Consider the following 20,538-nt stretch of genomic DNA (forward strand, 5'->3'; position numbering starts at 1 on the left):
ACACGTCCGGCCGGCCCGCAGCCCAGCCGACACCGAACGGTGATCACGATGTGAACGGGTGACGAGGGATCAGATGTCGCAGCAACAACGTCCGCGGTCTGATCGCGCTCACCAACCCCCGTACCGCGCCTGCAATCCACCACTCACAGCGGCCAAGCGGTCAGCAAATCTCCGGGGCCGTATGTGGCGTCGAGCCCCGGACAGTCGACTCCCCTGCGCGAGACCGCCACGACTGGAACAGGTTCATCGGTGAGGGCGGCCCGGTGCCGATGGAGAGCTGCCAGATCGTGCCCGTCGAAGGGCGACTGCTCCAGCCACTTGATGGAGCCGACGAAGAGCAGCTCCTTGGCAATGGGGGCGCGGTCCGCCCCGACGATATCGATCTCAACGTCATTGGTGCGGGTCCAGTAGCCGCCCACTGCGGGGCCCCCGTGAGCAGCTCCAGCGCGCGCTGCAAGGGTGTGGCCCCGATTCCGCCGGCTGCACGAGCGATGTTGGTGAAGGTCCGCTCGCCACTGCCGATGGCCGCCAGCACCGTACGCGCCTGAGCCTGCGGGGGAAATTCGGCAGCCAGCGAACGCTCGGCCGACACCAGCAGGGCCGAGACCGGGTCGCTCAGCGCCTCACCGAGGAAGTCCCACAGCCCCGTGCCCCGCGGCCACTCCGCGCAGATCAGCGGCAACCCGCCGGTGACCAGCGCGGCGTCGAAGGCTTCCGCCGGTTCCAGCCCGAGCATCCGCCCCACCTCGGCGGGGTTCAGCGGTCCCAGCACCATCTCCCGGCCCTCGGGCTCCCTGCTGCTTGTGATGACGGTGCTCAGCGGTGGCCGCGCGCCGGCCGACCCGTCCGAGCCGGGGGAACCCAAACCACCCGCAGCGCCGACGGAGCGGCCGTACCAGGAGACGCGGGTGGTCGACGCGGCGCTGCCGAGCGCGGCAGAGGGCTACGACTTTCTCTTCTCCGCCACCGTGTGGTGGAGGCCGGCCTCCGACCACACCGACCGGTCCGACGGTGCCTACCCGCAGCACCACGCAGCACGGAAAGAACCAGGGGCTCGACCCAAAAGAGTCGAGCCCCTTCTGACCTGCGCGTTTGCAGATCAGTAACGTGGTGCTGCGTCGCCTGCTAGACGTTGAACCGGAACTCCACCACAAGGCTCTGACCTGCGGAAATGCAGGCGCATCCCAGCACCGTCCCAGCACGGAATTCGCGACAAAGTACAAGAAGATCCAAGGGCGCCAAGACTACGCATCAACGATGCGGGCTGCACAGCACCCCGACGTTGTAATAGTTCCTGTACTAGACTGGCCTCATGAAGTCACCCCGCCCCGGCGGCACGGAGAACATCTCCGTCTCGATGCCCTCGGAACTCCTCGGCGCTCTGCGCACGCGCACCGGCAAGCGCGGCGTGTCCGCGTACGTGACGGAGGCGGTCCGACATCAGCTGGCGATGGACGGCCTCGCCGAGATCGTGGCCAGCTACGAAGCCGAGCACGAGCCGTTGAGCGAGGCCGAGGTCCAGGCCGCGCAGCGTGAATTGTTCGGCGACGCACCGGCACCGTACGCGTCCGGCGACAGCGCCGCATGAAGGCACCCGCGGCCAGGTCCCTGGTTCTGGACTCCCAGGCGCTGTCGCTGCTCCTGCGCAACGACCGCCAGATGGTCACAAGGATCGAGGCCGCTCGGCGCGTAGGGGTGCCCGTCCTCGTGTCGGCTCTCACGGTGGTGGAGGCCGTCTACGGGAAGACGGATACCGCCCGGCTGCACTGGGTGCTCTCCCGTCTTCAGGTCCAGGACGTCACCCAGGCGGACAGCCTCACCGCAGTGCAGTTGCTGAGCGACGCCGGTGGTCTGCACGGCCACAAGTACGCCATCGACGCTCTCGTCGCCGCGATGGCGCTCCGCGTCCCGGCTCCCGTCCTGGTGCTGACCTCGGACCGCGACGACTGGTCGAAACTGTGCGGCGACCGCGTACAGATCAAGGACGTCTGAGCCAGGCGACGCCCCCTGTGTCGATGGCTCCGAAGGGGCGTTGTTCGCGGCACCAGGTGTGCCGCGTGTCCGCGATGTTCAGCATGGAGGTTCTCCGGCGCGAAGGGACGGGCGGATGGGTTGGGCCGCTGCCGTGGCCCGTGGGGGCGGGTACGACAGCGGCCCTGTCCTGCGCACCGGGTGGGTCTGACGGCCGCGCGGGGTTGCACGCTCGCGCGTGCGGGTGATCGGGTCAGAGCAGGGAGTCGGCGGTGATGGGGAGTTGGCGGATGCGGCGGCCGGTGGCGTTGAAGACCGCGTTGGCGATCGCGGGTGCATCGTGGAAAGGATCAACAGCACTGCAGTGGCGCCCGTGCAGGAGAGAGATGGGCATGGCGGGGCCGCCCCCATGGCCAGGCGGCTGATACCGGATCGGATCTGTTCGGGCGAGCAGGTCAGGCAGGTGCCCAGTTGCCGACCCGGCAGACCGGGCGCGTCCTGCGGGCTCGGGCCGGCGGGTGATTACTGAGCGGTGTAGCCGCCGTCGACGGGCAGCGCGACGCCGACGACGAAGCCGGCTCCGGGGCTGCACAGCCACAGGACGGCCTGGGCCATTTCGTCGGCGGTGCCGAGCCGGTTGATGGGCTGGTTCGCCTCCGCCTCGGCGCGGTCGAGTTCCCCCTTGGCGATCATGTCGCTGACCATGGGGGTGTCGATGGTGCCGGGGCAGATGGCGTTGATGCGGATGCCACGCGGCGCGTACTCGATGGCGGCACTCGTGGTCAGGCCGATCACGCCGTGCTTGGAGGAGTGGTAGGAGGCACGGCCGGGCAGTCCGACGAGGCCGCCGAGGGAGGAGCAGTTGACGATGGCACCGCTGCCCTGAGTGCGCATGTGGCGCAGCTCGTGCTTCATGGACGCCCAGATGCCGCGCAGGTTGATGGCGTGGACCTTCTCGAACTGGTCGATGCTCTCCTCGGCGGCGTCGGTGGGCGGGACCTGGATGCCGGCGTTGTTGTAGGCCATGTCGAGCCGGCCGAAGGTCTCCACGGTGCGGTCGACCGCGGCGGCGACCTGGTCCTCGTCGGTGACGTCGCAGACCAGGGCGAGCACCTGGTGGCCTTCGTCGGCCAGCTGCTTGGCGGCCGTGTTGAGGGCGGTTTCGTTGACGTCGGCCAGAGCGACGGCGGCACCGGACTGAGCGAAGGCGCGGGCGGTGGCCAGGCCCATACCGGAGCTGGCGCCGGTGACGAAGGCGACCTGGCCGCTGAAGTCGTAGGTGGGATTCATGGGTACGCGGGGTCCTTTCGCGAGGCTTGGGCAGGTCAGACGGTCTGGCCGCCGTCGACGACGAGGGCGGTGCCGGTGGTGAAGGCGGCGTCGTCGGAGCACAGCCACAGCACGGCGGAGGCGATCTCCTCGGGCTTGCCGAGACGGCCGACGGGTTCGTCGGCGATGAGCCCGTCGTGTCCGCCGGGGCGCGTGTCGCCGAAGCGGCGGATCATCTCGGCATCGATGATCCCGGGGCACACGGCGTTGATACGGATCCCGTCGGCGGCGTGGTCGAGCGCGGCGGAACGGGTGAAGCCGATGACGCCGTGCTTGGCGGCGGCGTAGGCGGCCTGACCCTTGAAGCCTTTGACGCCGGCGCCGGAGGAGACGTTGACGATGGCGCCGCCGCCGTCCTGCCGGAGCATCTGACGGATCTGGGCCCGGGTGCACAGGAACGCCCCGGTGAGGCTGACTCCGATGATGCGGTCCCAGTCGTCCTTGGCGGTGTCGGCCGCGGACTGGACGGGTTGCTCGACGCCTGCGTTGTTGAAGGCGGCGTCAAGGCGTCCGAAGTCCTCCACGGTCCGGTCGACCGCCGATTGGACGTCTTCCTCGCTGGTGACGTCGCAGATGAGAACGAGGGAGTGGCCGCCGTCGGCCCCGAGGAGGCGGGCGGTCTCGCGCAGCCCGTCGGCGGACCGGTCCACGAGGGCGACCTGCGCGCCGGCCCGGGCGAAGGCAAGGGCCGTGGTACGGCCGATGCCGGAGGCGGCGCCGGTGACGAACGCGGCCTCGCCCTGGAAGTCGTAGGTGACGTTCATGCGTGTACTCCTTCGAAGATCCGAACCGTGGCGCGCCCGGTCAGAGGTCAGTGGCGCGGCGGTACCGGTGTGGAGGAGGCGTCGTCCCGTACACGGTCAGAACGGGGCGGAGTGGTGCGCTGGGCAACGATCCGACCGGCGTGGGACGTGCCGCTGAGCGCGAGGGCAATGAGCGGGAGCAAGGTGAGCGCGGCCGAGACGGCGCCGACCAGGGCGGGGCCGGTCAGGCCGAGGGAGGAGTCCAGGGCCATGCCGGCGATCGCGGATCCGGCGGCGATGCCGGTGTTGTACGCGGAGGTGGTCAGCGCCGAGGTGAGGGTCGGGGCGTCGCCTGCGAAGCGGACGGCGAGGGAGGTGACGACCGGGTTGACGGTGAACCCGGCCAGGGCCATGACGAACACCAGGACCACGGCGGCCACCGCGCTGTTGGAGCCGGGGATCAAGACCAGCAACGTGACGGCGGTGGCCGCCGCCGCGGTGATCGTCGTGGCCATCGGGCGGCGGTCGCCGAGACGCCCGCCGATGGCGGTACCGGCCAGCGCGCCGACGCCGAAGGCGATCAGCACCAGCGGCACCGCGCTCGCGGCGATGCCCGCCCGGTCGGTCAGCAGCGGCGTGATGTACGTGTAGGTCGCCAGGACACCGCCCATGATCAGCACGGCGGCGGCGAGCGCCAGCCACAGCCGTCCCTGCCGCAGAGCCCGCACCTCGGCCCGCACCGACACCTCGGCCTGCTGCTCAACGCGCGGGATGAACCGGCCGACGAACACGGCCGCCAGGGCGGCGAGGACGGCCAGCGCCCAGAACGGGCCGCGCCAGCCGGTGAACTGGCCGACGAACGAGCCGATCGGCACCCCGACCACGTTGGCCAGCGTCAGCCCGCCCATCATCACGCCGACCGCCCGCGTCGCGCTGCCGGGGCCAGCGGCGGTGGTGGCAATCACGAATCCGACCGCCCAGAACGCCCCGGTGGCCAGCGCGGTCACGACCCGGGCGGCCAGGACGACGGTGAAGGAGGTGGTGAGCGCGGCGACGACGTGGCCGAGTGCGAAGACGGCCAGCGCGCCGATCAGGGTGTGGCGTTGGGGCAGGCGCAGGGTGGCCAGGGCCATGGTCGGCCCGCCGACGATCATGCCGATGGCGAAGGCGGTGATCAGGAGGCCGGCATGGGAGACGCTGACGTCGAGGTCGGCGGCCATCTCGGGCAGCAGTCCGGCGATGACGAACTCGGTCGTGCCCATCAGGAACGTACCGGCGGCCAGCACCCAGACGACGAAGGGGAGCTTGCCGGGGGCGGGCCCGGTGGCGGAAGGCATGCGGAAACTTCTTCCCGTACGAGGGGTGGGCGAGGTCAGGGGGCGGCTTCGATGGTGATGCGTTCGGCCCTGCCGATCTGAGCGGGATCGGCGTCGATGTGGCCGAGGATCAGCAGGTCGGCGGAGGCGGCGGGGCCGTCCTGGTAGAAGAGGGCGAGGTTGCCCCACGGGGCGTAGTAGGCGATATCCCCGGCCTTGGGCGCGGCGGGTTCGGGGGCGCCGTCGGTGGTCAGCTTGCGCGGCGGGTCGCCGATCCGCTCCGTGCCGTGGAAGTCCTTGAGGTCCACGGTGAGCGGGAGCAGGGAGGCGAGGTCGCGGGCGGCGGGGCTGTCGTTCAAGGTGGCGTCGACGGACTGCCCGTCGAGGGTGACGCGGATGTCCATCGGGTTGCTCCTGTCTGAGCCGGACGGGGCGCTGGACGCCGGTGTCTTCGGCTGGCCCGCCGACGCCGATGACGTCGGGGAAGCGGACGCCGCAGCATCGCGTGGTGCGTCGTTGGAGCAGGCCGTCACGGCCAGCAGCAGCGCGGCTGCCAGGGCTGTACCGTCCAGGGCGCGGCGAGCTAGCAAGGTCATGGGCGGTCGTCCCTCACTCGGGCAGCGGCTCGGCGTAGTGCCTGAAGCCGTCGCGCTCGGTGTGCAGGGCGTACAGCCGCTCGGCCAACACCTCGGGGCTGGAGTGCTCGGCGTCGGGGCTGATCGCGCCGGGGATGATCAGCTGCGTGGCGTGGATGTTCTCCGGCGCGAGCGCGTCGTGCAGCATCGCCGCGTACGCGCTCTCGCCGGCGAAGGCGATGGAGGTGCCGGCCACCCTGGGGTTCGGGCGGACCGCGCTGCCGCCGTTGACGAACAGCAGTGTGCCCCCGCCCAGCGCCCGCATGCCGGGCAGGACGGCGTTCACGCAGGTGATCGGGCCCTTGACCGAGAAGGCGAGCGGGGCGTCCAGATCTGACGGGTCGGTGTCGAGGAGGGGCTTCATGAAGTCGGCGCGCGGCACCGGGCTGTACTGCAGGATCTCGATGGGCCCCAGCTCATCGCTCGCCGCCTGGAGGGCGGTGGTGAGTGAGGCGGGCTCCAGGACGTCAGCCGTATAGCCGCGGACCTGAATCCCGTCCTCGGGCAGGGCGGTCACGAGGCTGTCGAGACGTTCCTTGTTACGTGCGAGCAGCGCGACGCTGTGGCCCGCCTTTCCGAAGCGGCGGGCGGTGGCCAGGCCCAGACCGGGACCTGCGCCGACCAGTGCAAACGTAGTCATGGTGAGTCCTTGGCGTAGAGAGATGAGTCGTTGGTGGGGAGGGGTCAGGGCGTGAGGAGGGTCTTGATGGCGCGGCGCTCGTCCATCGCCCGGTAGCCCTCGGCGACCTGCTCCAGCGGCAGGGTGAGGTCGAAGACCTTGCCCGGGTCGATCGCGCCGGTCAGGACGCGCTCGACCAGGTCGGGCAGGTAGCGGCGCACGGGGGCGGGGCCGCCGCGCAGGCCGACGTGGGAGAAGAACAGCTCCTGCCCGTCCACGGCGACCTCGTGCGGGACACCGACGAAGCCGACGTTGCCGCCCGGCCGTGCGGATTGCAGCGCCTGCTGCATCGCCTGGGCGGTGCCGACGCACTCCAGGACGGAGTCGGCACCGATCCCGCCGGTCATCTCCTTGATCCGGGCCACGCCCCCCTCGCCGCGCTCGGTGACGATGTCGGTCGCCCCGAACTCGCGCGCGAGCTTCTGCCGGGACTCATGACGGGACATCGCGATGATCCGCTCCGCGCCCAGCTCCTTCGCGGCGATGACACCGCACAGGCCGACCGCGCCGTCGCCGACCACCACCGCGGTCGAACCGGGCTTCACCTCGGCCGCGTCGGCGGCCCACCAGCCGGTACCCATCACGTCGGAGACGGCCAGCAGCCCGGGCCAGAACGCCTCGTTCGGTGTCCCGTCGGTGGCGACCAAGGTGCCCTGGGCATTGGGGATGCGGACGTAGTCGGCCTGACAGGTGCTCATGAACTCGCGGTTCAGACAGCTGGACTGGAAGCCGTTACGGCAGTTCGCACAGGTGTTGTCCGAGGTGGCGAACGAGCCGACCACGAACTGCCCCGGCTTCACCGAAGTGACCTGGGCCCCGACCTCCTCGACGAAGCCGACGTACTCGTGGCCCATCGGATGCGCCGCGTCGGTCGGCTCCGCGCCCCGGTAGGGCCACAGGTCCGAGCCGCACACGCAGGTGACCGCGGTGCGGATGATCGCGTCGGTGGGCTTGAGGATCTTCGGGTCGTCCAGGGTCTCGAAGCGGACGTCGCCGGGGGCGTGGATCACTGCTCCGCGCATGATGGTCGGTGCCTTTCTGGTGGTGCCGAGATCTGCTGCCGGTCCTTGTCGACCGGTTACTCAGAACGGTGGGGCCGTCAGCGGCCGACGGCGCTGCGGGCGGCGGCGTACTGCTCGTCCGTGACCGGCTCCAGCCACGTGGTGCCGTCCCCCTGGCCGTCCCCGACCACCATCGCGACATGCGCCATCAGGGTCGTGCCGGTGGCGCCGTGCCAGTGCTCCTCGCCCGCCGGACACGTGACGACCTCCCCGGCGCTGACGCGGACCACCTGGCCGTCGCGGGTCCCGACAAGGCCGACGCCGTCGGTGACGAAGAGGGTCTGGCCGTGTGCGTGGGAGTGCCAGTTGGTGCGAGCGCCGGGAGTGAAGCGCACGAGCGCGGACGCCAGGCGGTCCGGCTCGGACGGGGTCGCGATCATGTTCAGGTAGACATCGCCGGTGAAGCGGTCGGCCGGCGCCTTGGCGGTGGGGGTTTCGGTGAGGTGTTCCACGAGCGACTTCCTGATTCCGGTACGAGGGGGGAGAGCGGCGGCGTCGGGATCGATCGCCCCGCATATCCAGGTAACCGACTGTTCGCGCGCGTAGCGAGTCACCAGCGAAGGGTGTACCGGCAGTACATCCCTATGGCCGCGTGCGGGCCGTACCGTCGAGGGTGTGGACAACCGTGAAGAGGTCCGCGAGTTCCTCACCTCGCGGCGCGCAAAGATCACCCCCGAGCAGGCCGGACTGCCCGCCGGCTCCCGACGCCGCGTGCCGGGCCTGCGCCGCAGCGAGGTCGCGGCCCTGGCCGACATGAGCGTCGAGTACTACGCCAAACTCGAACGCGGCAACCTCGCCGGCGTCTCCCCGGCCGTCCTCGAAGCCCTGGCCCGCGCTCTCCGGCTCGACGACGCCGAACGCGCCCACCTGCTGAACCTGGCTCAGGCCGCGGACGGCTCCGACGTCCTCACCCGGCCCCGCCGCCGACGCAGCAGGGACCAGTGGAAGCCCCACCGCAGCCTGCAGTGGACCCTCGACGCCATCACCGCCGGCCCGGCGTTCGTCCGCAACGGCCGCATGGACATCCTTGCCGCCAACCCGCTCGCCCGCGCCTTCTACGCCGACGTCTACGCCACCCCCGGCAACCAGGCTAACCTGGCCCGCTTCAACTTCCTCGACCCCGCAGCCCGCCGCTTCTACCCCGACTGGGACCTCTTCGCCGACGTCGCCGTCGCCATCCTGCGCACCGAAGCCGGCCGCAACCCGCACGACAAGGATCTGCACGACCTGGTCGGCGAGCTCTGCACCCGCAGCGACGAGTTCCGCACCCGCTGGGGCGCCCACAACGTTCGCCACCACGGCACCGGCACCGGCACCGGCACCAAACGCTTCCACCACCAGGCCGTCGGCGACCTCACCCTCGCATTCGAGGGTCTGGAAATGGCCGCAGAACCCGACCTCACCCTCACCATCTACACCGCCGAACCCGGCTCCCCCTCCGAAGAGGGCCTACGCCTCCTCGCCTCACTAGCTGCCACCCAGGAAGCCGACTCGGCTACCGAACCGTCGACAACCAGCAGGCCAGGTCACGCCAGATAGGCGGAGTTCCCGACGACGCAGCCCCATCAGAAAGGCGGGGAGCGCAACATAGCGGCGGATGCCCGGCTACCGAAACAAGAAGACGTGCAGATGGAACCCCTCCTCCCACCCCCTCGCATCGCACCGCGCCCTGCCCGAAACCCAGCACGGTCGCCTCCATCCCATCCCAGCACGATCCCAGCGCGGTACGGATGACCAGGGATGACGACAGGTGACGAGGGGTCAGCTATCCCAGCACCATCCCAGCACGGGAAAATGCAAAGGGCCCGACTCCGAAGAGTCGAGCCCCATCTGACCTGCATGTTTGCCAGGTCAGCGACGTCGTGATAAGTCAGCCGCTACACGTTGAACCGGAACTCCACCACATCCCCGTCCTGCATCACGTAGTCCTTGCCCTCCATGCGGGCCTTGCCCTTCGCGCGGGCCTCGGGGACCGAACCGGTCTCGACGAGGTCCTCGAAGGAGATGACCTCGGCCTTGATGAAGCCCTTCTGGAAGTCGGTGTGGATGACTCCCGCGGCTTCGGGGGCGGTGGCGCCCTTCTTGATGGTCCAGGCGCGGGATTCCTTCGGGCCTGCCGTCAGGTAGGTCTGGAGACCGAGGGTGTTGAAGCCGACGCGGGCGAGGGTCGTGAGGCCCGGCTCCTCGGCGCCGACGGACTGGAGGAGCTCCATCGCGTCCTCCTCGTCGAGCTCGGCGAGGTCCTGCTCCAGCTTGGCGTTGAGGAAGATCGCCTCGGCGGGGGCGACCAGCGCGCGCTGCTCGGTCTTGAAGTCCTCGTCGACCAGCTCGTCCTCGTCGACGTTGAAGACGTAGAGGAACGGCTTGGTGGTGAGCAGGTGCAGGTCGTGCAGGAGCTCCTCGTTGCCGGAGCCCTGGACGATGCCCTGCGAGAAGAGCGTGTCGCCCCGCTCCAGGATCTCCTTGGCCTCCTCGACCGCCTTGACCTTCGGCGCGATGTCCTTCTTGATGCGCGAGTCCTTCTGGAGGCGCGGCAGGACCTTCTCGATCGTCTGGAGGTCGGCGAGGATCAGCTCGGTGTTGATCGTCTCGATGTCGTCCTTGGGCGAGACCTTGCCGTCCACGTGCACGACGTTCTCGTCCTTGAAGGCGCGGATGACCTGGCAGATCGCGTCGGACTCACGGATGTTCGCGAGGAACTTGTTGCCCAGGCCCTCACCCTCCGAGGCGCCCTTCACGATGCCCGCGATGTCGACGAAGTCGACGGTCGCCGGCAGAACGCGCTGCGAGGAGAAGATCTCGGCCAGTTTGGTGAGGCGCGGGTCGGGGACACCGACGACGCCCACGTTCGGCTCGATCGTGGCGAACGGGTAGTTGGCCGCCAGCACGTCGTTCTTGGTCAGGGCGTTGAACAGGGTCGACTTGCCGACATTCGGCAGACCGACGATTCCGATCGTGAGCGACACGTTGCGACTTCCCGTACGTGAGGATGGGCGGCAGGGCCCACGCGGTGAGCGGGCCGATCCACCAGTCTACGGCGTGCGCGCCCTCGCCCCGGCGACGTATCGAACGCATGGCCAAGGTCCAGCCAACGGCGTGTCCCAGAGGCCATTCCACACATAAACCGACCTAAGTTGGTCCAGTGGAGCAACACAGGACGCGCCCCCCTCAGCCCGGATCCCGACGTGGCACGCCCCTTCCCCCGCAGACGGGACGGGGCGGCGCCGGCACGAGCCGGCCCGTCCGGGTGCCGGCCGGAGAGCGGGGGCCCGCCGCAGGACGCGGTACGGCGCCCGGTCAGCGGGGCGCCGCGGCGCCCGCCCGGAGTGCCTCCGGCCCCCGGCGGTCGGCCGCTCCGCTGGTAACGGCGGTACGGCGGATGCCCAACCCGCGGCTCACCGGTCTCGGCAGCGGGCTGTTCTGCGGTGCGGTGATGTTCGCGCTCGCCTGTCTCGACCAGCTGCTCTTCGGGGCGTCCCTGGCGGTGTACGGGGTGCTGTTCCTGCCGGTCTGCGCGCTGACCGCCGTATGGGTGCGGCGCGGCGACCTCGGCACCGCGCCGGTGGTCGCGCCGATCGCCTTCGCCTTCGGGCTGCTGCCGGTCGCCGACGGCGGCGGGGGGCTCGGCGGGCGTGTGATGGGGCTGATCACGGCGCTCGCCACCCAGGCGGGCTGGCTGTACGGCGGCACGCTGGTCGCGGGCGTCATCGCGTCCGTCCGCAAGATCCGGCTCATGACCCGCCGCGCCGCCCAGCGCCGGGCCCAGGCCTCCCGCCCCGCCACCACCGCACCCCGCCGCCGCCCGGCCTGAGCCCCGCCCCCGGACGCCGTGGGCCGAACCCGGCCCCACGGCCGGCTGGGCCCCGACCACCCCCCCGGAGGGCTACGGCGTCTTCGCCGCCCGCATCGCCGCTCCCACGATCCCCGCGTTGTTCTGCAGTCCGGCCGGGACGATGTCCGCCTTGATGCCCTCGATCAGGGGCAGGAACTTCTGGGACTTGCGGCTGACGCCGCCGCCGATGATGAAGAGGTCGGGCGAGAAGAGCATCTCGACGTGGGCGAGGTATTTCTGGACGCGGGACGCCCAGTGCTCCCAGGTGAGGTCGTGGTCTTCCTTGGCCTTGGTGGAGGCGCGCTTCTCGGCGTCGTGGCCGTGCAGTTCGAGGTGGCCCAGCTCCGTGTTCGGGACCAGGGCGCCGTCGACGAAGAGGGCGCTGCCGATGCCCGTGCCGAAGGTGAGCAGGATGACCGTGCCCTGCCGGTCGCGGCCCTGGCCGAACTGCATTTCGGCGACGCCCGCCGCGTCCGCGTCGTTCAGGACCGTCACCGCGTGGCCGCCGAGCCGGTCGCTCAGCAGGGCGCGCGCGTCGGTGTCGATCCACGCCTTGTCGACGTTGGCCGCCGTGCGGACCGTGGAACCGCCGGTGACGACGCCGGGGAAGGTGACGCCCACGGGGCCCGTCCAGCCGAAGTGGTCCACGACCTCCTTCACGCCGTCGGCCACCGCGTCCGGCGTGGCCGGGTGCGGGGTCAGCACCTTGTATCGCTCTTGGGTCAGTTCGCCCTGATCCAGGTCCACCGGGGCACCCTTGATCCCGGATCCGCCGATGTCCACGCCGAAGATCTGCATGGCTCTACGTTAAGTCCTACGACTGACAGTCACGCCCCGGCCCCGGACCCCTGCGGAACCTTCACTTCTCGGAAGTGCGGCCCGCGATCAGCTCCGCCGCCTCCGCGCGCAGGTCGCGGCGCAGCTCCTTGGGCAGCGAGAAGGTGATGGACTCCTCGGCGGCCTTGACGAGCTCGACGTCCTCGAAGCCGCGGGTGGAGAGGTACTCCAGGACCTGCTCGACGAGGACCTCCGGGACGGAGGCACCCGAGGTGACGCCGACCGTGTTCACGCCCTCCAGCCAGGCCGCGTCGATCTCGTCGGCGAAGTCCACGAGGTACGCCTCCCGGGCGCCCGCGAGCTTGGCCACCTCGACGAGCCGTACGGAGTTGGAGGAGTTGCGCGAGCCGACCACGATGACCAGGTCGGCCTGCTCGCCCATCTGCTTCACCGCGAGCTGGCGGTTCTGCGTGGCGTAGCAGATGTCGTCGCTGGGCGGGGAGATGAGCTGCGGGAACTTCTCCTTGAGCGCGTCGACCGTCTCCATCGTCTCGTCGACCGACAGCGTGGTCTGGGAGAGCCAGACGACCCTGGAGGGGTCGCGGACCTCGACCTTGGAGACGTCCTCGGGACCGTCGACGAGGGTGATGTGCTCGGGTGCCTCACCGGACGTGCCGATGACTTCCTCGTGGCCCTCGTGGCCGATCAACAGGATGTCGAAATCGTCGTTGGCGAAGCGGACGGCTTCCTTGTGGACCTTGGTGACCAGCGGGCAGGTCGCGTCGATGGTGGCGAGCTTGCCGGCCGCGGCCTCGTCGTGGACGACGGGGGCGACACCGTGCGCCGAGAACATGACGATCGACCCCTCGGGGACCTCCGCCGTCTGCTCGACGAAGATGGCGCCCTTCTTCTCCAGGGTCTGCACCACGTACTTGTTGTGGACGATCTCGTGCCGGACGTAGATGGGGGCCCCGTACTGCTCCAGGGCCTTCTCGACGGCGATCACGGCGCGGTCCACGCCCGCGCAGTAGCCACGAGGGGCGGCGAGCAGGACACGGCGGCCAGACGAAGCAGTCATGGCAACCATCGTAAGGCCGCGCTCGGCGGGTCAAAGATCGCCTCCTTGGGGAGACTGGTGAGGGACTGGGAGGGGTGGGGCCAGGCGCGAGGCTCGGGAGGCAGGGATGTCGGACACGCGGACCACGACCGGAGCGGCCGGTGAGTCCGGTGCGGAACACGGGCTGCGGCGCAGTCTCGGCTTCCGGGATCTGGTCGTCTACGGGCTGCTGTTCATCGCCCCGATGGCTCCGGTCGGTGTGTTCGGGACCCTCGACGCCAAGTCGCACGGCGCGGTGGCGCTGGTCTACGTCGTCGCCACGGTCGCGATGGCGTTCACCGCGTTCAGCTACGCCCAGATGGTCCGTGTGGTCCCGCAGGCGGGTTCGGTGTTCGCCTACGCGCGCGCGGCGCTCGGGAACGAGGCCGGGTTCATCGCCGGGTGGATGGCGATGCTGGACTATCTGCTCATCCCGGCGGTCGCCTACCTGTTCTCCGGGATCGCGATGAACGCGCTGGTCCCGGAGGTCTCCCGGTGGGTGTGGACGGCCCTCGCGGTGGTCGTGACGACCCTCCTGAACCTGTGGGGCGTACGGGCGGCGGCCCGGGTGGGCATGCTGGTGCTGGCGATGGAGATCGTGGTCCTGCTCGTCTTCGCCGTGGCGGCGATCGTGGTCCTCGCGCGCGACGGGGCCGCCCGCGTCTGGCTGTCACCGCTGTTCGGGGACGGCTCGCAGGGGGCGTTCGCGCTGTCGGCGGTCATCGGCGCGGTCTCCGTGGCCGTCCTGTCGTATCTCGGCTTCGACGCGATCGCCACCTTCGCGGAGGAGGTCACGGGCGGCTCGCAGAAGGTGGCCAGGGCGCTGCTGTTCTGTCTGGCGCTGGCGGGTGTGCTCTTCGTGGCGCAGACGTATCTGGTGGCGCTTCTCGAGCCGGTGTCGTCGGCCGGGCTGGCCGCCGATCCCGGCAAGCAGGGGTCGGCGTTCTACGACGCCGTGGACGTCTCCGTCGGGTCGTGGCTGCACAATCTGGTGGCCGTGAGCAAGGCGATCGGTGCCGCGTTCGCGGCGCTGGCGGGGCAGGCGGCGGCCGGGCGGCTGCTGTTCGCGATGTCCCGCGACCGGCGGCTGCCCCGGGCGCTGTCGAAGACCGACTCGGGGGTGCCGCGGGCGGCGCTGCTGTGCGCGGCCGTCATCACGTTGGTCGCCGCGGTGTGGGCGGCGCGGCGGGACGACGGTCTCGACCACCTCGTGTCGGTCGTCGACATCGGCGCGCTCACGGCGTTCACGCTGCTGCACGCGAGCGTGGTGGGCTGGTTCGCCGTACGGCGGCAGGACGGGCCGGTGGTCTGGTGGCGGCACGTGCTGATCCCGGTCCTCGGCGCCGCGATCACCGTCGCCGTGATCGTCGAGGCCTCGGGTACGGCCCAGGTGGTGGGCACGATCTGGCTGGTGATCGGGCTGGCGGTGCTGGTGGCCCAGCGGAGGCGGCCGGGACCGTCCGGCGCCTGAGGGCGGCGGTCCCGTCGAGCCCCGCACCGACCCGGGGAGCCGTCCCGGGCTGGGCCGCATTGTCACAACCGGCCGTTACGCTCGGGCGCATGGCTCTGAACACGTCCGCGGACGCCCCGCTGCCCGTCGGCGAGGTGTCGCGGCTCATCGGAGGGTGGATCGACCGGCTCGGCGCGGTGTGGGTCGAGGGGCAGATCACCCAGTTGTCGCGCCGCCCGGGCGCGGGCGTCGTCTTCCTGACACTGCGCGATCCGTCGTACGACATCTCCGTGGGCGTCACCTGCTACCGACAGGTGTTCGACGCCGTGGCGGACGTGGTGAGCGAGGGCGCGCGCGTGGTCGTCCTCGCGAAGCCCGAGTGGTACGCGCCGCGGGGGCAGCTGTCGCTGCGGGCCACCGAGATCAAGCCGGTGGGCGTGGGTGAACTGCTCGCCCGCCTCGAGCAGTTGAAGAAGTCCCTGGCCGGCGAGGGGCTGTTCGCGGCCGACCGCAAGAAGGCGCTGCCGTTCCTGCCGCAGCTCATCGGGCTGGTCTGCGGGCGCGCCTCGGCCGCCGAGCGGGACGTGCTGGAGAACGCGCGGCACCGCTGGCCCGCCGTCCGCTTCGAGGTGCGCAACGTCCCCGTGCAGGGCGTGCACGCGGTCCCGCAGGTAGTCCAGGCCGTGAAGGAGCTGGACGCGCTCGACGGCGTGGACGTGATCATCGTGGCGCGGGGCGGCGGCAGCGTGGAGGACCTGCTGCCCTTCTCGGACGAGCAGCTGGTCCGCGCGGTGGCGTCCTGCCGTACGCCGGTCGTGTCGGCCATCGGGCACGAGCCCGACACTCCGCTGCTCGACTACGTGGCGGACCTGCGCGCGTCCACCCCGACCGACGCCGCCAAGAAGGTCGTACCGGACGTGGGCGAGGAGTACGAGCGGGTGCAGTTCCTGCGGGACCGGGCGCGCCGCGCCGTCCAGTCCTTCGTCGACCGTGAGGAGCGCGGTCTCGCCCACGCGCTGGCCCGGCCCTCGATAGAGGATCCGCACCGCATGATCGACGAGCGGGCGGACCACGTCGTCTCACTGCTGGACCGGAGCCGGCGCTGCCTGGGCCATCAGCTCGACCGTGCCGACTCCGAGCTGACGCACACCCACGCGCGCGTGGTGGCCCTCTCCCCCGCCGCCACCCTCAAGCGGGGGTACGCGGTGCTGCAGAAGGCCGACGGCCACGCGGTCCGCGACCCGGGCGAGGTCACGGCCGACGAGCCGCTGCGGGCGCGGGTCGCCGAGGGCGAATTCACGGTACGAGTCGATGCATAGGGTGGGCGGATGACCAGCAAGACGGACGAGGCGCTCGGGTACGAGCAGGCGCGGGACGAGCTGATCGAGGTCGTACGGCGCCTGGAGGCGGGCGGTACGACCCTCGAGGAGTCCCTGGCGCTGTGGGAGCGGGGCGAGGAGCTGGCGAAGGTGTGCCGGCGCTGGCTGGACGGCGCGCGGGCCCGGCTCGACGCGGCGCTCGCCGAGGAGGACACCGCCGAGGACGCGGCGGACGAGGAGTAGACACCCGCTCGTGGCTCTGTGAAGTGGATCACGAGGCTTCGATTTGGTTGAACCTTGAACTTCATCGACGTACTCTCGGAGATGCCAGCTGATCCCCAGGGATCCGTCGCACGCCCGAGAAGGTTTCTCCATGTCTCTCGTTCTTGACCCCACCGCCCAGGACCTGCTGTTCCGCGAGGCCCGCACCGCGAACGCGTTCACCGACGAGCCGGTGACCGAGGAGCAGGTGCAGGCGATCTACGACCTGGTCAAGTACGGCCCCACGTCGATGAACCAGTCGCCGCTGCGCATCACCCTGGTCCGCTCCGCCGAGGCCCGCGAGCGGCTCGTCAGCCTCATGGCCGAGGGCAACCAGCCGAAGACGGCCGCCGCCCCGCTGGTCGCGATCCTCTCCGCGGACAACGAGTTCCACGAGGAGCTCCCCCAGCTCTTCCCGCACTTCGCCGGCGCCAAGGACATCTTCGGCGGCTCGCGCGAGGGCCGGGAGCGCTCGGCCGCGCTGAACGCCACGCTGCAGGCCGCCTACTTCATCATCGGCGTCCGTGCCGCCGGCCTGGCCGCGGGCCCGATGACCGGCTTCGACCTCCCCGGCGTCCAGAAGGAGTTCCTGGACGACGACCACACCCCGCTGATGGTCGTCAACATCGGCAAGCCGGCCGAGGACGCCTGGTTCCCGCGCTCCCCGCGCCTGGAGATCGACCAGGTCGTCACCAGCGTCTGAGCCACACACGAGCGCCCGGTACCGGCGCCACGCGGAAGGGCCCCCGGCCGTGAGCCGGGGGCCCTTCTGGTGTCTCGTGGGCGAGGGACGCAGATGGCGCCGGGGGACGGGGCCCGTAGGCCGGGCGTCCCACAGACCTCAGGAGGCTCAGGAGGTCTCCAGCGCCTCCGCCATCTTCGTCAGCTGCGCGAAGGACCCCGTGCCGGCCACCACCGTCGTGGACCCCTTGTCCTTCAGTACGAGGGCGTCGTACCTGCCGCCTTCGTACCGCTGCCACGTGCGGTCGCCGATGCGCTGGGTGGCCTTCGTCTCCTTGGCGCCCTGACTGGCGGAGTCGATGAACGCGGACGGCTTCTGCGCGGACTGCTCCACCCCTACGTACTGGCCGTCCGGGGCGTTGAAGCCGAGGTGCCAGGCGTCGAACTTGTCGCCCCGGAAGCGCACGGACGTCGCCTTCCAGGTGTCGGGCAGGCCCTCGGGTGCCGCCACCGGATAGGTCGCCGCTCGGCGGGCCGTGCTGAGCTCGACCGTGTAGTCGACGCGCGGGAGATCCGGCGCCTTGTCGTCGTGCGGGACGAAGATGTAGATGAAACCCGCCACGACCCCGATGAAGCCCAGGGACAACACCATGTCCCGGACCGTCTGCTTGCCTTTCGTACCTGCCACGCTCCCTATCGTCGCAGGTGCAGTGCTCTGCTCATCCGTGGGGCCCCCTGCTCATTTTTTCTGCCTGACGATAGAGTCGGGGCACACCCTCATCCGGCCGTCGTCGTATCAGAAAGGTGCGCTCCGATGACCGAGCATCACTTGCCGTCCGAACTCGAGGTCCCCTCCGAGGCCCCCGACCGCAACCTCGCCCTGGAACTGGTCCGGGTCACCGAAGCCGCCGCGATGGCCGCGGGCCGCTGGGTCGGCCGCGGGGACAAGATCGGCGCCGATGGTGCCGCCGTGCGCGCCATGCGGACCCTCGTCTCCACCGTCTCGATGAACGGCGTCGTCGTCATCGGTGAGGGCGAGAAGGACGAGGCGCCCATGCTCTTCAACGGAGAGCACGTCGGCGACGGGACCGGCGCCGAGGTCGACATCGCCGTCGACCCCATCGACGGAACGACGCTGACCGCCAAGGGCATGACCAACGCGATCGCCGTGCTCGCCGCCGCCGACCGGGGCACCATGTTCGACCCGTCCGCGGTCTTCTACATGGACAAGCTGGTCACCGGCCCGGATGCCGCCGACTTCGTCGACATCAACGCGCCCGTGTCGGTGAACATCCGCCGGGTCGCCAAGGCGAAGAAGTCCTCGCCCGAGGACGTCACCGTCGTCATCCTCGACCGGCCGCGCCACGAGGGGATCATCAAGGAGATCCGGGAGACCGGCGCCCGCATCAAGCTGATCTCCGACGGCGACGTCGCGGGCTCCATCCTGGCGCTGCGCGAGGGCACCGGCATCGACCTGCTGCTCGGCATCGGCGGTACGCCCGAGGGCATCATCTCGGCCTGTGCGGTCAAGTGCCTCGGCGGCACCATCCAGGGCAAGCTGTGGCCCAAGGACGACGAGGAGCGGCAACGCGCGGTCGACGCGGGCCACGACCTCGACCGCGTCCTGTACACCGACGACCTGGTCTCCGGCGAGAACGTCTTCTTCGTCGCGACCGGCATCACCGACGGCGAACTGCTGCGCGGGGTGCGCTACCGCGCCGAGACGGCCACCACCGACTCGATCGTGATGCGCTCCAAGTCGGGCACCGTCCGCCAGATCACCTCGGAGCACCGGCTGAGCAAGCTGCGTGCGTACAGCGCGATCGACTTCGACCGCGCGAAGTGACCCGGGCCGCCCCCTGACCCGGACGGCCGCGTGACGCGGACCGCCGGGCGGGAACGGCACACGCGAGAGGGGCGCCCCCCGTGCGGGGAGGGCGCCCCTCTCGTGTGTGCGATGCCCGTGTGCGGTGCCCGACCGGCGGCCTCAGCCCGCCGCGGCTATCGTCCCGGTGGCGCTCGATGCCTTCTTCAGTTCGACGTCACGGCGGCGGCGCCGGGCCAGCACGACGCGGCGCTCGGCGGCGGTGAGGCCGCCCCACACTCCGTACGGCTCGGGTTGCAGCAGCGCGTGTTCACGGCACTCGACCATGACGGGACAGCGCGCGCAGACCCGCTTCGCCGCCTCCTCGCGGGACAGCCGGGCGGCGGTGGGCTCTTTGGAAGGCGCGAAGAAGAGGCCCGCTTCGTCACGCCGACAGACGGCCTCCGTATGCCACGGAGCTTCCTGATCCCTGTCCCGCACTGGCGCCCGCTGCGCCGGAACGGCAGCTACCTGCAGGGACTGATGCGGCGGTTGCAGCACGGTCTACTCCTGACGACGGCTTCGCGAGCGTGCCGGGCGCCGCAGACCTTCCCGCAGCGCCCTCCAAGAGACGATGCAGCAAGGCCTACCCGCTGTGCGCGGGCCTATGCACTGCGTTCCGAAGCCCGGGGATTCTCGGCCGCGATCGATCTCGCACAACTGGACCAATTCACTCCGGGCGCCGGTCAGTTCACTGCCGTCAATGCCCCAGGTGTTTGCGCAAACTGCGGTCGACCCGGTCCGAGACATGGTCCGCGACCCGGTCCCTGACCCGGTCGAGGATGTCGGCAACGAGCTTGCCGCGCTTGGGCCGCGCCTCGATGTTGCCGAGAACCGCCATCCCCTCCACGTAGACCACCGGGGCGTCCGGATCGGCCGAATCCAGCGTGTCCACCTCGAAGTTGCCGAGGACTCCGCCGCCGCTGCCGCGCAGCGACACGTTCTCCGGGACGCGAACCTCGACGTTGCCGAAGACCGAGATGGCCTTGATCACGACCTGTTGGTACTCGAAGACCGCCTCGCTGAGGTCTATCTCGATGTTGCCGAAGACCGCGTACGCGTGGATACGGCGGCCGGCGCGCCAGCGGCCCTTGCGGACGGCGGCGCTGAAGACCGCCACCACGTTCTCATCGGCCTCCGCCGGGATCGCGCCCTCCGTGGGGCGGTTCGGCGCCGGGTGGTACGCCGGGGTGGCGCGGCGCTGGTGGGCGGCGGGCAGGTCCCGGACGAAGAGGTCGAGCTCCCCCACCGTCTTGGCGCTCAGCACCCCCTCGACCCGCTCCGAGTGCTCGTCGGGGGTGAGGCGGCCCTCGGCGAGGGCGTCGCGCAGGATGTCCGCGATGCGGTCGCGGTCGGCGTCGGAGCAGCGCAGCTCCGCCGGCGCGACGGGGCGGCCGTCGGTCGGTGTGACGAGCCGGCTGTCGGTCGGGGCGGCGCTCTTGTGAAGGTCCACGGCAGCAGCGTACCCAAACGCGATAGATCGCGACTACCCCTTCTCGGCACCTGTGGAAAACCCGGCCGCCG

At 70.5% G+C, this 20,538-nt stretch carries 23 protein-coding genes and 1 pseudogene; 9 read left to right on the forward strand and 15 right to left on the reverse strand.

Annotated features, from left to right (window positions below; genetic code table 11):
* Positions 1–143 precede the first annotated feature (143 nt).
* Positions 144–784, reverse strand: a pseudogene (locus tag ACFVYF_RS36590) (ATP-binding protein); the annotation flags it as partial.
* 528 nt (positions 785–1,312) lie between these two features.
* Here ACFVYF_RS36590 and ACFVYF_RS36595 point away from each other — a divergent pair.
* Positions 1,313–1,588, forward strand: a complete 276-nt coding sequence (locus ACFVYF_RS36595) for a hypothetical protein (RefSeq protein ID WP_389462367.1) — start codon at positions 1,313–1,315, stop codon at positions 1,586–1,588.
* The gene (locus ACFVYF_RS36600; RefSeq protein WP_389462368.1) at positions 1,585–1,992 is read left to right on the forward strand and encodes a type II toxin-antitoxin system VapC family toxin; all 408 of its coding nucleotides are present in this window, start codon (positions 1,585–1,587) and stop codon (positions 1,990–1,992) included. Before ACFVYF_RS36595 ends, ACFVYF_RS36600 begins: the two co-directional genes overlap by 4 nt.
* A 232-nt stretch (positions 1,993–2,224) precedes the next feature.
* Here ACFVYF_RS36600 and ACFVYF_RS36605 read toward each other — a convergent pair whose 3' ends face one another.
* The 8 genes from ACFVYF_RS36605 to ACFVYF_RS36640 all read right to left on the reverse strand — a co-directional run bounded on the left by ACFVYF_RS36605 (position 2,225) and on the right by ACFVYF_RS36640 (position 8,186).
* The gene (locus ACFVYF_RS36605) at positions 2,225–2,365 is read right to left on the reverse strand and encodes a hypothetical protein (protein ID WP_389462405.1); all 141 of its coding nucleotides are present in this window, start codon (positions 2,363–2,365) and stop codon (positions 2,225–2,227) included.
* A gap of 128 nt (positions 2,366–2,493) precedes the next feature.
* Positions 2,494–3,261 carry an SDR family NAD(P)-dependent oxidoreductase gene (locus tag ACFVYF_RS36610; protein WP_389462369.1) on the reverse strand — a complete coding sequence of 256 codons (768 nt, stop codon included), beginning with the start codon at positions 3,259–3,261 and terminating at the stop codon, positions 2,494–2,496.
* Between the two features lie 35 nt (positions 3,262–3,296).
* A complete protein-coding gene (locus ACFVYF_RS36615; RefSeq protein ID WP_389462370.1) occupies positions 3,297–4,064 on the reverse strand; it encodes an SDR family oxidoreductase in 768 nt (255 codons plus the stop codon).
* A gap of 47 nt (positions 4,065–4,111) precedes the next feature.
* The gene (locus ACFVYF_RS36620; RefSeq protein WP_389462371.1) at positions 4,112–5,380 is read right to left on the reverse strand and encodes an MFS transporter; all 1,269 of its coding nucleotides are present in this window, start codon (positions 5,378–5,380) and stop codon (positions 4,112–4,114) included.
* A gap of 35 nt (positions 5,381–5,415) precedes the next feature.
* Positions 5,416–5,955, reverse strand: coding sequence for a cyclophilin-like fold protein (locus tag ACFVYF_RS36625; RefSeq protein WP_389462373.1), 540 nt, complete (start codon positions 5,953–5,955; stop codon positions 5,416–5,418).
* A 13-nt stretch (positions 5,956–5,968) separates the two neighbouring features.
* Positions 5,969–6,634: an SDR family NAD(P)-dependent oxidoreductase gene (locus ACFVYF_RS36630; RefSeq protein ID WP_389462374.1), complete on the reverse strand. Its 666-nt coding sequence runs from the start codon at positions 6,632–6,634 to the stop codon at positions 5,969–5,971.
* Positions 6,635–6,678: 44 nt separating this feature from the next.
* Entirely contained in the window at positions 6,679–7,695 is a 1,017-nt protein-coding gene (locus ACFVYF_RS36635) for a zinc-dependent alcohol dehydrogenase family protein (protein WP_389462375.1), read from the reverse strand.
* Positions 7,696–7,772: 77 nt separating this feature from the next.
* Positions 7,773–8,186 carry a cupin domain-containing protein gene (locus ACFVYF_RS36640; protein WP_389462376.1) on the reverse strand — a complete coding sequence of 138 codons (414 nt, stop codon included), beginning with the start codon at positions 8,184–8,186 and terminating at the stop codon, positions 7,773–7,775.
* Between the two features lie 163 nt (positions 8,187–8,349).
* Here ACFVYF_RS36640 and ACFVYF_RS36645 point away from each other — a divergent pair, with 163 nt between their 5' ends.
* Positions 8,350–9,273 carry a helix-turn-helix transcriptional regulator gene (locus tag ACFVYF_RS36645; RefSeq protein WP_389462377.1) on the forward strand — a complete coding sequence of 308 codons (924 nt, stop codon included), beginning with the start codon at positions 8,350–8,352 and terminating at the stop codon, positions 9,271–9,273.
* Between the two features lie 338 nt (positions 9,274–9,611).
* Here the strand turns inward: ACFVYF_RS36645 and ychF are convergent, their stop codons facing one another.
* Positions 9,612–10,700 (reverse strand): redox-regulated ATPase YchF, encoded by a 1,089-nt coding sequence (gene ychF, locus ACFVYF_RS36650; protein ID WP_389462378.1) that lies wholly within the window; start codon positions 10,698–10,700, stop codon positions 9,612–9,614.
* A 413-nt stretch (positions 10,701–11,113) separates the two neighbouring features.
* Between ychF and ACFVYF_RS36655 the strand changes: the two genes are divergently transcribed.
* Positions 11,114–11,545: a DUF6542 domain-containing protein gene (locus ACFVYF_RS36655; RefSeq protein ID WP_389462379.1), complete on the forward strand. Its 432-nt coding sequence runs from the start codon at positions 11,114–11,116 to the stop codon at positions 11,543–11,545.
* A gap of 72 nt (positions 11,546–11,617) precedes the next feature.
* Here the strand turns inward: ACFVYF_RS36655 and ppgK are convergent, their stop codons facing one another.
* Together ppgK and ACFVYF_RS36665 are read right to left on the reverse strand one after the other, a co-directional pair.
* On the reverse strand, positions 11,618–12,364 hold the full coding sequence (gene ppgK, locus ACFVYF_RS36660; RefSeq protein ID WP_389462380.1) for a polyphosphate--glucose phosphotransferase: 747 nt from the start codon (positions 12,362–12,364) through the stop codon (positions 11,618–11,620).
* Between the two features lie 61 nt (positions 12,365–12,425).
* Positions 12,426–13,430 (reverse strand): 4-hydroxy-3-methylbut-2-enyl diphosphate reductase, encoded by a 1,005-nt coding sequence (locus ACFVYF_RS36665; protein WP_389462381.1) that lies wholly within the window; start codon positions 13,428–13,430, stop codon positions 12,426–12,428.
* Between the two features lie 97 nt (positions 13,431–13,527).
* Here ACFVYF_RS36665 and ACFVYF_RS36670 point away from each other — a divergent pair, with 97 nt between their 5' ends.
* The 4 genes from ACFVYF_RS36670 (at position 13,528) to ACFVYF_RS36685 (ending at position 17,172) form a co-directional block, all read left to right on the forward strand.
* The gene (locus ACFVYF_RS36670; RefSeq protein ID WP_389462382.1) at positions 13,528–14,910 is read left to right on the forward strand and encodes an APC family permease; all 1,383 of its coding nucleotides are present in this window, start codon (positions 13,528–13,530) and stop codon (positions 14,908–14,910) included.
* An 89-nt stretch (positions 14,911–14,999) separates the two neighbouring features.
* Positions 15,000–16,208: an exodeoxyribonuclease VII large subunit gene (gene xseA, locus ACFVYF_RS36675; protein ID WP_389462383.1), complete on the forward strand. Its 1,209-nt coding sequence runs from the start codon at positions 15,000–15,002 to the stop codon at positions 16,206–16,208.
* 9 nt (positions 16,209–16,217) lie between these two features.
* The gene (locus ACFVYF_RS36680; protein ID WP_389462384.1) at positions 16,218–16,451 is read left to right on the forward strand and encodes an exodeoxyribonuclease VII small subunit; all 234 of its coding nucleotides are present in this window, start codon (positions 16,218–16,220) and stop codon (positions 16,449–16,451) included.
* A 130-nt stretch (positions 16,452–16,581) separates the two neighbouring features.
* Positions 16,582–17,172, forward strand: coding sequence for a malonic semialdehyde reductase (locus ACFVYF_RS36685; protein ID WP_389462385.1), 591 nt, complete (start codon positions 16,582–16,584; stop codon positions 17,170–17,172).
* A 147-nt stretch (positions 17,173–17,319) separates the two neighbouring features.
* On the opposite strand, the gene ACFVYF_RS36690 is transcribed toward ACFVYF_RS36685, so the two are convergent.
* Entirely contained in the window at positions 17,320–17,838 is a 519-nt protein-coding gene (locus ACFVYF_RS36690) for a DUF4245 domain-containing protein (RefSeq protein WP_389462386.1), read from the reverse strand.
* Positions 17,839–17,964: 126 nt separating this feature from the next.
* On the opposite strand from ACFVYF_RS36690, the gene glpX reads away from it, so the two are divergent.
* Positions 17,965–18,996 carry a class II fructose-bisphosphatase gene (glpX, locus tag ACFVYF_RS36695; RefSeq protein ID WP_389462387.1) on the forward strand — a complete coding sequence of 344 codons (1,032 nt, stop codon included), beginning with the start codon at positions 17,965–17,967 and terminating at the stop codon, positions 18,994–18,996.
* A 141-nt stretch (positions 18,997–19,137) separates the two neighbouring features.
* Here glpX and ACFVYF_RS36700 read toward each other — a convergent pair whose 3' ends face one another.
* Positions 19,138–19,515 (reverse strand): WhiB family transcriptional regulator, encoded by a 378-nt coding sequence (locus ACFVYF_RS36700; protein WP_389462388.1) that lies wholly within the window; start codon positions 19,513–19,515, stop codon positions 19,138–19,140.
* Between the two features lie 199 nt (positions 19,516–19,714).
* Positions 19,715–20,467 carry a DUF1707 domain-containing protein gene (locus tag ACFVYF_RS36705; RefSeq protein WP_389462389.1) on the reverse strand — a complete coding sequence of 251 codons (753 nt, stop codon included), beginning with the start codon at positions 20,465–20,467 and terminating at the stop codon, positions 19,715–19,717.
* Positions 20,468–20,538: the final 71 nt, after the last annotated feature.

It is taken from the genome of Streptomyces sp. NPDC058274 (assembly GCF_042881375.1).
Classification (GTDB): Bacteria; Actinomycetota; Actinomycetes; order Streptomycetales; family Streptomycetaceae; genus Streptomyces.

Coding starts and splice junctions, on each gene's coding strand:
- ACFVYF_RS36595 (WP_389462367.1), top strand. CDS start 1,313: ATGAAGTCACCCCGCCCCGGCGGCACGGAGAACATCTCCGTCTCGATG.
- ACFVYF_RS36600 (WP_389462368.1), top strand. CDS start 1,585: ATGAAGGCACCCGCGGCCAGGTCCCTGGTTCTGGACTCCCAGGCGCTG.
- ACFVYF_RS36605 (WP_389462405.1), bottom strand. CDS start 2,365: ATGCCCATCTCTCTCCTGCACGGGCGCCACTGCAGTGCTGTTGATCCT.
- ACFVYF_RS36610 (WP_389462369.1), bottom strand. CDS start 3,261: ATGAATCCCACCTACGACTTCAGCGGCCAGGTCGCCTTCGTCACCGGC.
- ACFVYF_RS36615 (WP_389462370.1), bottom strand. CDS start 4,064: ATGAACGTCACCTACGACTTCCAGGGCGAGGCCGCGTTCGTCACCGGC.
- ACFVYF_RS36620 (WP_389462371.1), bottom strand. CDS start 5,380: ATGCCTTCCGCCACCGGGCCCGCCCCCGGCAAGCTCCCCTTCGTCGTC.
- ACFVYF_RS36625 (WP_389462373.1), bottom strand. CDS start 5,955: ATGACCTTGCTAGCTCGCCGCGCCCTGGACGGTACAGCCCTGGCAGCC.
- ACFVYF_RS36630 (WP_389462374.1), bottom strand. CDS start 6,634: ATGACTACGTTTGCACTGGTCGGCGCAGGTCCCGGTCTGGGCCTGGCC.
- ACFVYF_RS36635 (WP_389462375.1), bottom strand. CDS start 7,695: ATGCGCGGAGCAGTGATCCACGCCCCCGGCGACGTCCGCTTCGAGACC.
- ACFVYF_RS36655 (WP_389462379.1), top strand. CDS start 11,114: ATGCCCAACCCGCGGCTCACCGGTCTCGGCAGCGGGCTGTTCTGCGGT.
- ppgK (WP_389462380.1), bottom strand. CDS start 12,364: ATGCAGATCTTCGGCGTGGACATCGGCGGATCCGGGATCAAGGGTGCC.
- ACFVYF_RS36665 (WP_389462381.1), bottom strand. CDS start 13,430: ATGGTTGCCATGACTGCTTCGTCTGGCCGCCGTGTCCTGCTCGCCGCC.
- ACFVYF_RS36670 (WP_389462382.1), top strand. CDS start 13,528: ATGTCGGACACGCGGACCACGACCGGAGCGGCCGGTGAGTCCGGTGCG.
- xseA (WP_389462383.1), top strand. CDS start 15,000: ATGGCTCTGAACACGTCCGCGGACGCCCCGCTGCCCGTCGGCGAGGTG.
- ACFVYF_RS36680 (WP_389462384.1), top strand. CDS start 16,218: ATGACCAGCAAGACGGACGAGGCGCTCGGGTACGAGCAGGCGCGGGAC.
- ACFVYF_RS36685 (WP_389462385.1), top strand. CDS start 16,582: ATGTCTCTCGTTCTTGACCCCACCGCCCAGGACCTGCTGTTCCGCGAG.
- glpX (WP_389462387.1), top strand. CDS start 17,965: ATGACCGAGCATCACTTGCCGTCCGAACTCGAGGTCCCCTCCGAGGCC.